This is a genomic window from Arthrobacter sp. Leaf234 (assembly GCF_001422665.1).
Taxonomy (GTDB): Bacteria; Actinomycetota; Actinomycetes; order Actinomycetales; family Micrococcaceae; genus Arthrobacter_D.
The window spans coordinates 832,475-846,442 of the sequence record NZ_LMLU01000001.1; the positions used below are offsets into that span (position 1 = coordinate 832,475).

The 13,968-nt window shown below is 70.2% G+C and carries 15 protein-coding genes and 1 riboswitch; of the genes, 9 read left to right on the forward strand and 6 right to left on the reverse strand.

All coding sequences use genetic code 11. The features are described from left to right. Window positions 1-5: 5 nt before the first annotated feature. The 3 genes from ASF21_RS03895 to ASF21_RS03905 form a co-directional block, all read right to left on the reverse strand. Window positions 6-320: a DMT family transporter gene (locus ASF21_RS03895; protein WP_055769096.1), complete on the reverse strand. Its 315-nt coding sequence runs from the start codon at window positions 318-320 to the stop codon at window positions 6-8. An 11-nt stretch (window positions 321-331) separates the two neighbouring features. Next, window positions 332-392: riboswitch (guanidine-III (ykkC-III) riboswitch) on the reverse strand. Between the two features lie 50 nt (window positions 393-442). Continuing rightward, window positions 443-2,080, reverse strand: coding sequence for an ABC-F family ATP-binding cassette domain-containing protein (locus ASF21_RS03900; protein WP_055767019.1), 1,638 nt, complete (start codon window positions 2,078-2,080; stop codon window positions 443-445). Between the two features lie 203 nt (window positions 2,081-2,283). Continuing rightward, window positions 2,284-2,517 (reverse strand): hypothetical protein, encoded by a 234-nt coding sequence (locus ASF21_RS03905; protein ID WP_055767023.1) that lies wholly within the window; start codon window positions 2,515-2,517, stop codon window positions 2,284-2,286. Between the two features lie 190 nt (window positions 2,518-2,707). Here ASF21_RS03905 and ASF21_RS03910 point away from each other — a divergent pair, with 190 nt between their 5' ends. The 6 genes from ASF21_RS03910 to ASF21_RS03935 all read left to right on the forward strand — a co-directional run bounded on the left by ASF21_RS03910 (window position 2,708) and on the right by ASF21_RS03935 (window position 9,354). Beyond that, complete coding sequence (locus ASF21_RS03910; RefSeq protein ID WP_055767027.1) at window positions 2,708-4,027, forward strand: M20 family metallopeptidase; 1,320 nt, start codon at window positions 2,708-2,710, stop codon at window positions 4,025-4,027. Window positions 4,028-4,082: 55 nt separating this feature from the next. Beyond that, complete coding sequence (locus tag ASF21_RS03915; protein ID WP_055767029.1) at window positions 4,083-5,651, forward strand: AbgT family transporter; 1,569 nt, start codon at window positions 4,083-4,085, stop codon at window positions 5,649-5,651. Between the two features lie 113 nt (window positions 5,652-5,764). Continuing rightward, the gene (locus ASF21_RS03920) at window positions 5,765-6,712 is read left to right on the forward strand and encodes an ATP-grasp domain-containing protein (protein WP_055767032.1); all 948 of its coding nucleotides are present in this window, start codon (window positions 5,765-5,767) and stop codon (window positions 6,710-6,712) included. 134 nt (window positions 6,713-6,846) lie between these two features. Then, entirely contained in the window at window positions 6,847-7,707 is an 861-nt protein-coding gene (locus tag ASF21_RS03925) for a phosphatidylinositol-specific phospholipase C/glycerophosphodiester phosphodiesterase family protein (protein WP_055767035.1), read from the forward strand. Between the two features lie 232 nt (window positions 7,708-7,939). Then, entirely contained in the window at window positions 7,940-8,962 is a 1,023-nt protein-coding gene (locus ASF21_RS03930) for an NADPH:quinone reductase (RefSeq protein ID WP_055767038.1), read from the forward strand. A gap of 8 nt (window positions 8,963-8,970) precedes the next feature. Further along, window positions 8,971-9,354, forward strand: a complete 384-nt coding sequence (locus tag ASF21_RS03935; protein ID WP_055767041.1) for a YchJ family protein — start codon at window positions 8,971-8,973, stop codon at window positions 9,352-9,354. A 274-nt stretch (window positions 9,355-9,628) separates the two neighbouring features. On the opposite strand, the gene ASF21_RS03940 is transcribed toward ASF21_RS03935, so the two are convergent. Beyond that, window positions 9,629-10,822, reverse strand: a complete 1,194-nt coding sequence (locus ASF21_RS03940; protein WP_235498646.1) for a M14 family zinc carboxypeptidase — start codon at window positions 10,820-10,822, stop codon at window positions 9,629-9,631. A gap of 220 nt (window positions 10,823-11,042) precedes the next feature. Between ASF21_RS03940 and ASF21_RS03945 the strand changes: the two genes are divergently transcribed. From ASF21_RS03945 to ASF21_RS03955, 3 genes are all read left to right on the forward strand, one after another. Continuing rightward, on the forward strand, window positions 11,043-11,465 hold the full coding sequence (locus ASF21_RS03945; protein WP_055769102.1) for a ChaB family protein: 423 nt from the start codon (window positions 11,043-11,045) through the stop codon (window positions 11,463-11,465). A 112-nt stretch (window positions 11,466-11,577) separates the two neighbouring features. Beyond that, window positions 11,578-12,633: an iron-siderophore ABC transporter substrate-binding protein gene (locus ASF21_RS03950; protein WP_055767044.1), complete on the forward strand. Its 1,056-nt coding sequence runs from the start codon at window positions 11,578-11,580 to the stop codon at window positions 12,631-12,633. 79 nt (window positions 12,634-12,712) lie between these two features. After that, on the forward strand, window positions 12,713-13,039 hold the full coding sequence (locus ASF21_RS03955; RefSeq protein WP_157365729.1) for a PRC-barrel domain-containing protein: 327 nt from the start codon (window positions 12,713-12,715) through the stop codon (window positions 13,037-13,039). A gap of 78 nt (window positions 13,040-13,117) precedes the next feature. Here the strand turns inward: ASF21_RS03955 and ASF21_RS03960 are convergent, their stop codons facing one another. After that, entirely contained in the window at window positions 13,118-13,384 is a 267-nt protein-coding gene (locus ASF21_RS03960; protein WP_055769106.1) for a DUF6480 family protein, read from the reverse strand. A gap of 138 nt (window positions 13,385-13,522) precedes the next feature. Beyond that, window positions 13,523-13,921, reverse strand: coding sequence for a hypothetical protein (locus tag ASF21_RS03965; RefSeq protein ID WP_055767049.1), 399 nt, complete (start codon window positions 13,919-13,921; stop codon window positions 13,523-13,525). Window positions 13,922-13,968 lie beyond the last annotated feature (47 nt).

Genomic DNA, 13,968 nt, shown 5'->3' on the forward strand with positions numbered 1-13,968 from the left:
CGGTGTCAGTGGGACAGCTTCAGCCCGACGACGCCGCCCACGATCATCAGGACGAACACGATCTTCAGGAGGGACGCGGGCTCGGCGCCCGTGGCCATGGCATAGACGACGGTCAGCGACGCCCCGATCCCCACCCAGACCGCGTAGGCGGTACCGATGGGCAGCGAGCGCATCGCGTAGGCCAGGCCCGCCATGCTCGCGACGATCGCGACGGCGAAGACGAGGCTCGGCACGAGTCTGCTGAAGCCCTCCGACCTGCCGAGGGCTGTTGCCCAGACGGCTTCGAGGATTCCGGAGATGATGAGGACGAGCCAGGCCATGATGAACTCCCACGCGCCGTCTTGTCGCACTCCGGGTACGGCGCCCTCGTCCGGGGGGCCGGTCGTCCCTGCCCCGGTCCCCATGGTGTCACGATCGTGTCGTGCGCGGCGAAGGCGCCGTCTCAGCCGACCGTGACCCTGCCCGCGTCGACCTGCCAGCGGCCGTCGAGCCGGACGTTCTCGAGCAGGCGCCGATCGTGCGTGACGAGCAGGAGGGCGCCGGTGTAGGACTCGAGGGCGTCCTCCAGCTGTTCGATCGCGGGGAGGTCGAGATGGTTGGTCGGTTCGTCGAGGACGAGGAGGTTCACGCCGCGGGCCTGCAGGAGCGCCAGCCCGGCACGGGTCCGTTCCCCCGGGGAGAGGGATCCGACGGCGGCGCGCACCTGGTCCGCCTTCAGGCCGAACTTCGCGAGCAGCGTCCGCACCTCGCCCTGCGTCATCTCCGGGACGAGCGCTTCGAAGGCCTCGCCGAGCGGCAGGGTCTCGTCGAGCTGCCCGCGGGCCTGGTCGATCTCCCCGATGGCGACGCTCGAGCCGAGGGCCGAGCCGCCGTCGTCCGGCTCCTGGTGGCCGAGGAGGAGGCGCAGGAGGGTGGACTTCCCGGCGCCGTTCGGCCCGGTGATCCCGATGCGCTCGCCGGCGTTCACCTGGAGTGACACCGGGCCGAGCGTGAAGGACCCCAGCGTCGCCGAGGCGTTGTTCAGGGTTGCCACGACCGAGCTGGAGCGCGCTGCGGACCCGATGGTGAACTGCAGCTGCCACTCCTTGCGCGGCTCCTCGACCTCCTCCATCCGGGCGATCCGCGACTCCATCTGCCGGACCTTCTGCGCCTGCTTCTCGGAGGACTCGACGCTCGCCTTCCGGCGGATCTTGTCATTGTCCGGGCTCTTCTTCATCGCGTTGCGGACTCCCTGCGAGCTCCATTCCCGCTGCGTCCGCGCACGTCCCACGAGGTCCTGTTTCTTGTCCGCGTACTCCTCGTAGGCCTCGCGGGCATGGCGCCGAGCGACGGCGCGTTCCTCGAGGAAGGCGTCGTACCCGCCGTCGTACACGGCCACCCTGTTCTGCGCCAGGTCCAGTTCGACGACGGTGGTCACGCAGCGGGCGAGGAACTCGCGGTCGTGGGACACGAGGACCACGCCGCCGCGCAGGTTCTGGATGAAGGACTCGAGGCGCTCGAGGCCCGCGAGGTCGAGGTCGTTGGTGGGCTCGTCGAGCAGCACGATGTCGAAGCGGCTCAGGAGCAGGGCCGCGAGGGCCACGCGGGCCAGTTGTCCGCCGGAGAGCGCCGTCGTGGGGGTGGCAGGGTCGATCGCTCCGGCGACATCGGCCAGCACGGACGGCATGCGGTCCTCGAGGTCCACGGCGCCGGAGGACATCCAGTGGTCGAGGGCGGCCGCATAGGCGTCGTCCGCTCCCCTGGCCCCGCTCCCGAGGGCGGCCGCGGCATCCTCCATGGCGAGGGTCGCCGCCGTCGTCCCCGTACGGCGGCCGATGTACCCGGCCACGGTCTCGCCGTCGAGCCGCTCGTGCTCCTGCGGGAGCCAGCCGACGAAGGCATCGGGAGGCGTGGTGCGGACCGTTCCGGCGATCGGGGTGTCGGCGCCGGCGAGCAGCCGCAGGAGGGTCGTCTTCCCGGCGCCATTGGCCCCCACCACGCCCACCACGTCCCCGGGCGCGACGGTGAGGTCGAGCTTCGAGAAGAGGGTGCGGTGGGCGTGGCCCCCGGACAGGTCCTTCGCCACGAGGGTTGCAGTCATGGTCCCAGTCTAGGAGGGGAACATGGCCGGGACCGGTCCTCCGACCCCATCCGGCGTAGTCTTCGGGCACCGCTCCGCGCCCGAAGACCGGGACGCAGGCCGGGCTGCGTCGGCACCGGCGACATCGCGGTGGGCGGAGCCACGATGCCTCGGGCGTCGTCCACGCGAGCTACCGGGTCCTGCGCTGATGTCGTCCACGGCCGTCAGGCGGTGACCCGCCAGATGCTGTAGTCATCGAGGTGGAGGATGGCCCGGTGCCCGGCCAGGGTGTCGCGGACCCACACCACGCCGAGCCCGGGTGCCGAGTCCTCGACGCAGCCGCGGTAGTGGACCTCGCCCCTCCGGCGCGCTTCGACCACGGTGCCCGCGGTCACCGAACCCAGGTCGAGGATCCGGGACGTAGCGGTTGCGGTGGCGGGGGTGGCGACGACGGACATCGGGTGCTCCTCAGGATTCGGGATGTGCGGTCCGCCGGCTCGTGCTGCGGCCGGCGACCCCTTCATGATTCGGGAGCGGTGTTGCCGGGATATTTCGGGCAGATTATGTTTCGGGACGCCGGCCCGGGATGTTACTCCGGAGGTCCCGCGGGGTCTGCACAGCAGGCTGATCGTTGCCTAAGCTACTCGAATGAGCCACCCCACCGACCCGGACCGGGCCTACCTCCGAGCCATCGACGAACGCACGCGGACCCTCCTCGCGGAGGCCACGCCGGACCCCTCGCCGTTCGACGGGGCGCCGGCCGCCCTGGCCGACGACGTCGAGCGCGGGGTCGAGGGCGTGGCAGGGCGCCTGCGGCACGTGGTCCAGCACCTGCACGCCCACCCCGAGACGGCGTTCAGGGAGCACGCCGGCGCGGCGCTGCTGCACCAGGAGCTCACCCGGCACGGCCTCGACGCCCGCCTCGGCGTGCACGGGGTCGAGACCTCGGTGCGGGCGGAGATCGGCAGCGCGGACCGGGGGCCCACCATCGCGGTCCTCGCCGAGTACGACGCCCTCCCGGAGATCGGCCACGCCTGCGGCCACAACGTGATCGCCGCGGCCGGACTCGGCGCGTTCCTCGCCCTGGCATCGGTGGCGGACCGGTTGCCCGGCCGCGTCGTGTTCCTCGGCACCCCGGCCGAGGAGGGACATTCCGGCAAGGAGGTCATGGCGCGCCACGGAGCCTTCGACGACGTCGACGCCGCGATCATGGTGCACCCCTACGGCTACGACCTCGCCGACCAGGTGTGGCTCGGACGCCGCCTGCTCACCATCACCTTCACGGGGGTGGAGGCCCACGCATCCGCGCAGCCCTTCATGGGGCGCAACGCGCTCGACGCCGCGAACCTCGCGTACCAGGGCATCGGCCTGCTGCGGCAGCAGCTGCCGCCGTCGGACCGGGTGCACACCAACCTCACCAAGGGCGGGCAGAGCCCGAACATCATCCCCGGCCGTGCGGTGCTGAAGCTCTACGCGCGGTCCCAGCAGCCGGCCACGCTGAGGGACCTCAGCGCGCGCCTCGAGGACGTGGCCCGCGGCGCCGCGCTGATGACCGGCACGGGCGTGGAGCTGCAGTGGGACGAGCATCCGCCGTCGCTCCCCATCCGCACCAACACCGCGCTGACCGGTCGCTGGGTGGCCGCCCAGCAGCGGCGGGGGCGGGCACCGCTCCCGCTCGGTGTCGTCTCGGAGACCCTTGCCGCTTCCACAGACTTCGGGAACGTGAGCTACCGCGTCCCGGGGATCCATCCCCTCATCCGCATCGCCGAACCGGCCACGGCGCTGCACACGCGCGCCTTCGCCGAGGCGGCCCGCAGCGCGGCGGCGGAGCAGGGGGCGCTGGACGGCGCCGTCGGGCTCGCCCTGACGGCCCTCGACTACCTGACCGATCCGCTGCTCCGTGCCGCGGTCCACGAGGAGTTCGAGAACCAGGGCGGCGCGATCGACGTGCCGTCCTACTTCGCCTGACCAGCACCGACCAGCAGCATCGCCCATCCGCAGCACCCACCGCCAAGGAGAACGCATGTCATCCACTGCAGCAGCCCGTCCCGGGCTGGGCGACCGCTTCCTGACCGGCGTCGAGCGGGTCGGCAACAAGCTGCCCGATCCGTTCATGCTGTTCCTCATCCTGTTCGCGATCACGGCCGTGGTCACCACGGGCATGGCCCTCGCGAACGTGACCGTCCAGGTGCCCGGCGCCGAGGAGGCCACGGTCATCAGGGGGCTCTTCACGGGCGAGGGACTGACCTGGCTGACGGAGAACATCGGGGCCAACTACCTGGGCTTCCCTCCGCTCGCCACGGTGCTGCCCATCCTGCTCGCCGTGGGCGTCGCGGAGAAGTCCGGGCTCCTCGGCGCGCTCATCCGGCGGGTCTTCGGGTCCGCTCCCCGCTGGGCGCTGCCCTACGCCGTCGGTTTCGTGGGCGTGGTGGGCTCGGTCATGTCCGACTCCGCCTTCGTTATCATCCCGCCCCTGGCCGCCCTCGTGTTCAAGGCTGCGGGGCGCCACCCGGTGGCGGGACTGCTCGGCGGCTTCGCGGCCGCGGGCGCGGGCTACTCCACCAACCTGCTGGTCACGAGCCTCGACGCACTGTTCGCCGGGATCACGACGGCCGTCACCGAGAACCTGCCGAACGCGGGCGCCCCGGTCACGCCGCTGTCCAACTACTACTTCAACATCGCCTCTTCGCTGGTGCTGATCCTCATCGCCGGGTTCATCATCGACAGGGTGCTCGAGCCGCGCCTGGCCCGGCAGGACGTCCCCGTGGACGAGGTCGTCGAGGACGGGGAGCCCGCCTCCGCGCCCGTGGCGCTCACGGCCGGGCTCGAGCCGGTCGAGGCACGCGCCCTGCGCTGGTCCGTGATCGTGGGCGCCGTCGTCGCGCTCGTGATCCTCGTGGCCGTGATCATCCCCGACTCGCCGTGGCGCAACGAGACCGGCGGGTTCCTGCCGCGCTCGCCGCTGCTCAGCTCGATCGTCTTCATCGTGTTCCTGCTCTTCACCATCCCGGGCCTGGTGTACGGACGCGTCGTCGGGACCATCACCACGGGCCGCGACGTCCCGCGGGTCATGGGCGAAGCCATCAAGGACATGGCGGGCTTCCTGGTGCTGGCGTTCATCCTCGGTCAGTTCATCGCCCTCTTCAACTGGTCCGGCATCGGGTCCTGGATCGCGGTCGCGGGCGCGACGGGCTTGGAGACCATCGGCCTGACGGGGTATCCGGCGGTCCTCGCGTTCATCCTGCTCGCCTCCGTCCTGAACCTGTTCATCATCTCGGGCTCGTCCATGTGGACCCTGATGGCCTCGGTGTTCGTGCCGCTGTTCGCGCTCCTCGGCTACGAGCCGGCCTTCATCCAGGGGGCGTTCCGCGTGGGTGACTCGGCCACGCAGGTCATCACGCCGCTGAACCCCTACATGATCGTGCTGCTCACCATGCTGCGGAAGTACGAGCCGAACGCCGGGCTCGGCACCTTGATGGCCAGGATGCTGCCCTTCGTGGTGCCGTTCTGGCTGGCCTGGGTGGCCATCCTCACCGTGTTCTTCTATCTCGACCTGCACATGGGCCCGGGGAACGACATCTTCATCGACTAGCCGGGGAGAGGCCGCCCTGGCCGGGCCCGGGTCCGGGTCCGGCCAGGGCGGAATAGGTGCCCGGGAGCACGGGTTATGCGGGGCGAGCCTGTCCCACGACGAAAGGACGATCCGTGACCACGGTCTACGCCCTGCACGAGAACCCCGAGTGGTTCCCGCCCTTCGCGCGCGCCTTCGAAGCCGAGGGGGTGGAGGTGGTCGAGTGGCTGCTCACGGACGGTGTGCTGGATCTGGACGCGGTCCCCCCGGAGGGCATCTTCTGGTCCCGGATCAGCGCTTCCGCACACACCCGCGACCACGGTCTGTCGAAGGACTACGCGCGCTCCGTGCTGTCGTGGCTGGAGGCGCACGGCCGCCGGACGGTCAACGGGCGCCGCGTCCTCGAGCTCGAGATGAGCAAGGTCGACCAGCTCACCGCGCTGAGGGCCGCCGGTATCGACACGCCGCGCACCGTGGCCGCCGTCGGTCGTGAGCGCATCGTGGAGGCGGCGCAGGGCTTCGACCCGCCGTTCATCGTCAAGCACAACCAGGGCGGGAAGGGTCTCGGGGTCCGGAAGTTCGAGTCCCATGACGAGCTCGCCGCCTACGTGGCGTCGGGCGAGTTCGAGGAGCCTGCCGATGGCATCACGCTCGTGCAGGAGTTCATCCAGGCCGCGGAGCCCTTCATCACCCGTGCGGAGATCGTCGGCGGCCGCTTCGTCTACGCCATCAAGGCCGACACGGCCCGCGGTGGCTTCCAGCTCTGCCCGGCAGACGCCTGCGCCCTCGACCCGGAGACCGGCAAGCCGATCATGCCGCCCGGGGCGACCATCGCCCCCGAGCCGGACCAGCAGCTCTTCAGTCTCCGCGAGGACTTCGACCATCCGGTGATCGCGCAGTTCGAGGAGTTCGCGCGGCGCAACCACCTGGAGGTGTGCGGCATCGAGTTCATCGAGACCGCCGACGGCCGGGTGCTGACCTACGACGTGAACACGAACACCAACTACAACGCAGCGGTCGAGGCGGTCGCTCCCGCCTCGGCTCCTCGCGAGCTGGTGCGGTACCTCAAGACCCTGGGCTGAGCAGTGGTCCCGCCGGTGGCGGCGTGGTTCCCGGTACCGCAGGTTCATCCGGCGGCCCACCGGCGTCGGTCTTCCGATCACCTGTGCTTCCTAGCGTGGGGAGTCACCGCATCCCACGAGGAAGCCGAAGGCCCATGCCGATCGCCCGTACCCTGCCCGTCCTGCTCGCCGCCACCGCCCTGGCCCTGCCCGCCGCACTCGCTACGCTGCCGGCGTCCGCCGCGCCCGCCCGCGACGACGTCGTCCTCGGGGACCCGCAGGCCGCCGCCCACGCGCACAACGACTACGAGCACGACCGTCCGCTGTACGACGCACTCGAGCACGGCTTCACCAGTGTCGAAGCCGATGTGCACCTCGTCGACGGGGAGCTGCTCGTGGCCCACGATGCCGAGGACGTGACCCCGGGTGTCACTCTGGAGAGCCTGTACCTCGACCCGCTGGACGAGCTCGTCCGCGGCAGGGCCGGCAGCGTCTACCCGGGGTGGGACGGCGAGTTCCAGCTCCTCGTGGACATCAAGGGCGACGCCGGGCAGACGTGGGCGGCCATCGAGGCGGAACTCGAGGAGCACCGCAGCATGCTCACGCGCTACGGCAACGGCACGGTCGAGCGGGGCGCGGTGAGTGTCGTCATCAGCGGTAACCGGCCGCTCGCGACCATGGCCGCGGACCGCCAGCGCCTCAGCTCCTACGACGGCCGGGCGACGGACCTCGGGGGTGCGCTCCCGTCGTCGCTCATGCCGCTGATCAGCAACAACTGGACCCAGCTGTTCACCTGGCGTGGGGTGGGCGAGATGCCCGTCGCCGAGCGTGCCGAGCTCGAGGCCTACGTCGCAGCAGCGCACCAGCAGGGTTCGCGCGTCCGCTTCTGGGCGACCCCCGACCTCCCCGGCGCCGCCCGCGACGCGATCTGGGCCGAGCTGGCCGACGCCGGCGTGGACCACATCACCACCGACGACCTCCCGGCTCTCGAGGCGTTCCTCGCCGCGCGCGGCTGACGCAGGGACCACCGACCCACGACGGCGCCCGCGCGGACCAGCGGAGGCGCCGTCGTCATGCCCGCGCGGGTTCCGGTGCCGGACGACTGTGGCGGACGACTGTGCCGGACGACTGTGCAGCCGTTCGTGCAGCCGTTCGTGCAGGCGCTTGTCCAGGCGGACCGAGGCACCGTCGGGGTCGCGGGCGAATGCGGCGGGAATGCCGTGCAGACCTCCGTGGTTCGCTCTGACCATGAAGGCAATCGTCTACACCTCCCCAGGCCCCTCGTCCGTCCTCTCCGTCGTGGAGCGTGAGATCGCCGAGCCGGGCCCCGGGGAGGTACGGGTCCGTGTGGTCACGTCGGGCGTCAACCCGACCGACTGGAAGGCTCGTGCCGGCGGGACCATCGCGTTCCCCGAGATGGTGCCGAACCAGGACGGCGCCGGTGTGGTCGACGCCGTGGGCGACGGCGCCGACGGGCACACGATCGGTGACCGCGTGTGGCTGTACCTGGCGGCTCACGGCCGACCGACCGGCACGGCCCAGGAGTTCTCCGTCGTGCCCGCCGAGCGTGCGGTCGTCCTGCCGGACGGCGTCGACCTCGGTCTCGCGGCGAGTCTGGGTGTACCCGCCATGACCGCGCACCGTGCGCTGACCGTCCACGAGCACGGCCCGTCCCGTCTCGCGCCCGGCGCACTCGAGGGGCGCGTGGTCCTCGTGCAGGGTGGCGCCGGGGCCGTGGGCCACGCGGCGATCCAGCTCGGCGTCTGGGCCGGGGCGACCGTCATCGCAACGGTCAGCAGCGACGCGAAGGCCGAGCTGGCCCGGGCCGCAGGGGCGCACCACGTGCTGCGCTACCCCGACGAGGCGCTCGCAGATCGCATCCGTGAGGTCGCGCCCGACGGCGTGGACCACGTCGTCGAGGTGTCCCCGGCGCAGAACGCGGCCCTCGACGTCGCGGTGATCGCCAACCACGGCAGCATCGCCTACTACGCGAACAACGGCGGGGACCACTTCTCCGCGCCGATCATCGAGAGCTTCGCGAAGAACGTCCGGTGGCAGGGTCTCCTGCTCTACACCGTGGGGCAGCATGCGCTCGACGCGGCGGCGGAGGACATCACCGCGGCCCTGCGGAGCGGTGCGCTGCCCGTCGGGGAGGATGCAGGGCTCCCCCTGACCTGGTTCCCGCTCGAGGAGACCGCCGCGGCCCACGACGCCGTGGAGGACGGGACCGTCGGCAAGGTCCTCGTCCGCGTGGCCGACGAAATCTCCTGAGACCCCAGGTGTCCGACGACTGCCCCTGCGGGTCCGCCGTGCCGTACGAGGAGTGCTGCGCACCGCTCCACCGGGGTGGTGCTGCCGGGACGGCGCTCGCCCTGATGCGGTCGAGGTACTCCGCGTTCGCCCTCGGGCTCGAGCAGTACCTGCTCGACTCCTGGCACGCGTCGACGCGGCCGCCCGGCATCGACCTCGACGGGGACACGGAATGGCGGCGCCTGCAGATCGTCGACACGACCCACGGCGGCCCGTCGGACGATGCGGGGTTCGTGGAGTACCGGGCGTCGTTCCGCAGCGGCGGGCAGCCGGGGCTGCTGGAGGAGCGCAGCAGGTTCATCCGGGTGGACGGGCGCTGGCTGTACGTCGACGGGGACGCGCAGTGGCGGTAGGGGATCGGACCAGGGAGTACGCCCGTCCTGTCCGACCCCTGGAGGTGCGAGATCGTCTCCACCGTCGATGATCTTCGAGTCGGCGTCTGACGAGGCGCGGCACCGCGTCCGCGCTCCATCGCCGGCACCGTGTCCGCGCTCCATCGCCGGCACCGTGTCCGGCAGGAGGGCCGGGAGCGGCTCGAACGATGGCCATGGCCTGCGTGAGCAGCCGACGGCGCCCCTGCTCTCCGCGGGGGCGCCGTCGTCGCTCTCCTGATGAACCGAACTGGTGCTACGGCGTGACGGGGATGGTGCCCGCGTAGTCCGTGCTGTAGCCCGTGACCGGAGCGTGCGGGATCTCCTCCCACACCTCAGGATCGGTCTGCTGCACCTCGCCGTTCGCCAGCCCGGTGAGCAGCGTGCGCATGGCGAGGATGTTCTGCTGGATGCTCTTGCCGCGGGCCTTCTGGCCGAGCGAGCCGTCACTGGTGTTGCCGGAAGTCTCGAAGAACACCACAGGGTTGGAGTGACCCTCGGCGTTCAGGCCCTGGTAGTCCAGGCCCAGCATCATCGCCGAGACGACGCCGCCCTTGATGTCGATCTCGAGGCTGCCGCCCACCTGGTACCGGTCCATGGTGATGTAGCCGGCGCCCTTCAGTTCCTCGTAGACGTAGCCGTGCATCTGGCGGGTGAGGATGTCGTACGCGCCGCCCTCGAGCGTCGGCAACGTGGGTCCACCCGGCGCGAGCGAGATCCCGAGGGAGAGCGTGACGTCGTCGCCCGTGCCGTACTGCTGCTTGAGGCCCTGGTGGTGGATGTCGATGCCGTAGTCCGGGTCCACCATGGTCCAGTACTCGTAGAAGGCCAGCGACTCGCGGGCCTGGAACTTGTCCGCCACCCAGTCCCGGTTGAGGTCGACGATGAGGTCCCGACCGTTCGCGTCCTTTCGCGGGGCATTCGCGGCGGTGTCCCAGAGGACGGTCTGCCGGATGTTCAGCTCACTTCCGTCCGGGTTGTACATCGGGATGAAATGGATGGTGAAGGCGTCGCGGATCTCCTCGTACTGCGGGGATCCGTTGGTCCCGAGGTCCTTCAGCAGGCTGAGGATGGCCTCGGCGCCGTACGGTTCGTTGCCGTGGATGCGACCCTGCACCCAGACGTCCCGAGGCCCGTCGCCCACGGTCGCCACGTACAGGTCCCTGCCCTGTTCGCTGGTGTTCACCGTGGTGCCCGCTTCGGCGAGGGTGAAGACGTCGACGCCGTAGCGGGAGGTCTTCTCGATCTTCTCGAGCTCCTTGATGGTGTCGGCGTAGGTGAGGATGCTCGCGGTGCTGGTGCTGCCCTCGGGGGAGGGGAAGTTCCCCTTCGCCTGTGCCGGCCCGGAGGTCAGCAGCGGCAGGCTGACGAGGGCGGCGAGACCCAGTGCCAGAGCGCGGCTCCTGGATGTCCTGGGCTTGCCTGATGCGGTGGTGTCGCTCCTGATCACGAAATTCCTCCATTGGCGCGTGAGTGGATGCCGGTCGGGAAACACCGCACGCACCCCCTGTGCGGTTGGTCCTCCCCAATGACTGGTGCGCCCTACGGTACCGTTCCGGAGCGACGGTGCACAGGGTGCTGAGTATGCTCGAAGGAACCCGGTGGTCGAGGGGCCGGTGCGGTCCCGCCCGTTCCCGCCGGAGCCGGCGTCGAAACGGAAGGAACCGGTCATGTCGCGTTTCACGAAGGACGGCAAGGTCAAGCCCGAGACCCTGCCCAGCACACTCCAGCGGTCCGGGGTCAAGGCCCAGGACACGTTCGCCGCCACCCTCGATGCGGCGGAGGACCAGTACGGGGACGGTGAGCGCGCCCGCCGAACGGCATTCGCCTCCCTCAAGCACGGGTTCGAGAAGGTCGGGGACCACTGGGAGCAGAAGGACTCGAAGGGGCCGTCCGACGACCAGGCGGCCGGCGGTGGCGCTGACGCGCGGCCGACCGCGGGGGGAGTGGATGCGAACTCCTCGAAGAAGCACCTCTACGACCTCGCGAAGAAACTCGACGTCCCCGGCCGGTCGAGCATGACCAAGGCCGAACTCGTCGAGGCCCTGCAGCGCGCCAACGACCGTGAGACGCGCAAGGCCCGCGAGAGGTAGCCGCAGCCTATTACGCAACGAAAGCATTTCGTAATAGAGAAGACCTGAGGTTAGCCTTACTTCTATCCCGTCCCCACGGCCTCCAGCGAGGCCATAGAAGCCAAGGAGCCTCATGGCCCCCTCACGCCTGCGCGGCCTGATCGCCGCTGCCGCCGTCGCCGCCCTCTCCCTCTCCGCCTGCTCCACCGGCCCCGCCGACGGCGGTTCCACGGCCACCGGTGCCAGCAGCGCCCCGGCCGACGCGGGAGCCTTCCCCGTCACCATCGAGCACGCCTTCGGTGAGACCACGCTGAGCGAGAAGCCCGAGCGTGTGGCGACGGTCTCGTGGGTGAACGCGGACGTGTCCCTCGCCCTCGGTGTCGTGCCCGTCGGGATGCCGGCCGACTCCTACGGCGGCAACGAGAACCAGTCGACGCCGTGGAAGGACACGAAGCTGGAGGAGCTCGGCGCCGCGATCGGCACCGAGAGCGCCCCGGTCCAGTACTCCGAGACGGACGGGATCGCCTTCGACGACATCGCTGCGACCGATCCCGACGTCATCCTCGCTGCGTACTCGGGCCTGTCGCAGGAGGATTACGACACCCTGAGCAAGATCGCCCCGGTCGTCGCGTATCCCGAGGTCGCCTACGGCACCGCATGGCAGGACTCGACGCGGATCATCGGCGATGCCCTGGGCCTGTCCGACGACGCGGAGCAGCTCGTCACCGAGACGGAGCAGGCCATCGCCGACGCCGCCGCCGACTACCCGCAGCTCGAGGGCAAGACCTTCATCTACGGCACGCTGGCTCCGGCGACCGCCGATGCCGTGAGTGTCTACACGGCCAACGACAACCGGCCCCGCTTCCTGACCGAGCTCGGCATGGTCCAGGCGGACGTCGTCACGGAGAACACGAAGGGGTCCGAGGAGTTCTTCATCCCCTGGTCCGCCGAGCGGGCCAACGAACTGGACTCCGACATCTTCGTCACGTGGGTCCCGGACGAGGCCACCAAGGACGCCATCGCCACTGATCCGCTGCTCGGCCAGATCCCCGCGGTGCAGAACGGCGCGCTCGTGGCCGACAGCGACAACACGCTGACGCTGTCCGTCTCCGCGGCGAACCCGCTCAGCCTCGTGTGGGCACTGGACCGCTTCCTGCCGATGCTCGGCGAAGCCGCGGACAAGGCCTGACGGACTGTCCTGATTGCCCTCCGGCCGCATCTGGGCTGGAATGGGAAGCGAACCGATCCTCGTCCTCGAAGGGAAGCCGATGTCTCAGGCAGAAATCAACAAGCTCCAGGCCGCAGTGGCCTGGGACAGCAAGGGCAAGAAACTCGGCGATGTGAACGACGTGCATCTCGAGAAGGAATCAGGCATCCCCGCCTGGATCACCGTGTCGCTGGGCCTGCTGAACTCCCGCAAGCACTTCGTGCCGCTCGCGAACTCGCGCTTCGAGGGTGCTGATCTCCACCTCGCCTGGACGAAGAGCGAGATCACCGACGCCCCGAAGTCCGCGAACAGCATCGAGCTCTCACCTGCCGAGGAGACTGCGCTGATCGACTACTACCGTCTCCGTGACGAGGCGTCCGCGTCCTAGCACGCTTCCCGCCCACGCAGAAGCCCCCGTCCGCTTGTCGGTGGACGGGGGCTTCTGCGTGCTCGACAGGAGTGCCGGCTAGAACATCTGGAAGATGCCGACGATGTTCCCGACGATGAACACGAGCACCAGGAGCACGACCAGCCCGATCACGCCGAGCCAGACCCCCTGAAGGCCTTTCGAGGGCGTCTCCTCATCCGCATGGCCCTGCTGCCAGGTGGTGCTCGCCTCGGCGGGTGGCGTCTCTCCCGGCGGGACGCCACCTCCCGGCTCGAGGCCGGTGATGTTGTTGTCCAGCGGATCGGGGTTCCCTGCGTTCGAGGGATCGGGGCGCTTCTCGCTCATGCTGTCCTCCACGTGGTTGGCAGTACGGTTTCCACCCACCCTACGCCCGAAACGCTAAGTGTGCTTATCGATGATCGCGGTCCGACCCATGGGCGGGTCGGGCCTCCGCACGGGTCGCTGGACGAGGCGCCCGCTCGGCTACTGGCCGACGCCGGCCGTGCTGCCTCCGGTCGGGTCGAACCGCTGGCCCGCGGCGGAGTGGGCTGCGGCGTCGGAGGCGTCCTGCTCGTCCTCGTCGGAGCCCCCTGCCGCTCGGCCCGTCTCGCCCGTCTCGCCCGTGCTGTGGGACGGAGCAGCCGCCAGGGACCCCTGCTCGCGCGGCGTCCAGGACATCGTGATGTTCACGCCCTCCTCGGTGTCCTCGACGAAGAGGTGGAGGTCCTCGCCGACCAAAGCCTCGTGGTGGACCGGATCGCCCGCCTCCCGGGCCATCTCCGTGAGCCGGCAGATCGCCACCGCCATGGCCCGTCCCCAGTCGTGGGGATGCTTGCTCGTCGATTCCGCGGTCGCCGCGAATTTCCTGTCGGTCGTCGCCATCGTCTTCCCTGCTGTCAGTGAGGAACTAAGTACCCTTGGCTTCCAGG

Coding starts and splice junctions, on each gene's coding strand:
- ASF21_RS03895 (WP_055769096.1), bottom strand. CDS start 320: ATGGCCTGGCTCGTCCTCATCATCTCCGGAATCCTCGAAGCCGTCTGG.
- ASF21_RS03900 (WP_055767019.1), bottom strand. CDS start 2,080: ATGACTGCAACCCTCGTGGCGAAGGACCTGTCCGGGGGCCACGCCCAC.
- ASF21_RS03905 (WP_055767023.1), bottom strand. CDS start 2,517: ATGTCCGTCGTCGCCACCCCCGCCACCGCAACCGCTACGTCCCGGATC.
- ASF21_RS03910 (WP_055767027.1), top strand. CDS start 2,708: ATGAGCCACCCCACCGACCCGGACCGGGCCTACCTCCGAGCCATCGAC.
- ASF21_RS03915 (WP_055767029.1), top strand. CDS start 4,083: ATGTCATCCACTGCAGCAGCCCGTCCCGGGCTGGGCGACCGCTTCCTG.
- ASF21_RS03925 (WP_055767035.1), top strand. CDS start 6,847: ATGCCGATCGCCCGTACCCTGCCCGTCCTGCTCGCCGCCACCGCCCTG.
- ASF21_RS03930 (WP_055767038.1), top strand. CDS start 7,940: ATGAAGGCAATCGTCTACACCTCCCCAGGCCCCTCGTCCGTCCTCTCC.
- ASF21_RS03945 (WP_055769102.1), top strand. CDS start 11,043: ATGTCGCGTTTCACGAAGGACGGCAAGGTCAAGCCCGAGACCCTGCCC.
- ASF21_RS03950 (WP_055767044.1), top strand. CDS start 11,578: ATGGCCCCCTCACGCCTGCGCGGCCTGATCGCCGCTGCCGCCGTCGCC.
- ASF21_RS03955 (WP_157365729.1), top strand. CDS start 12,713: ATGTCTCAGGCAGAAATCAACAAGCTCCAGGCCGCAGTGGCCTGGGAC.
- ASF21_RS03960 (WP_055769106.1), bottom strand. CDS start 13,384: ATGAGCGAGAAGCGCCCCGATCCCTCGAACGCAGGGAACCCCGATCCG.
- ASF21_RS03965 (WP_055767049.1), bottom strand. CDS start 13,921: ATGGCGACGACCGACAGGAAATTCGCGGCGACCGCGGAATCGACGAGC.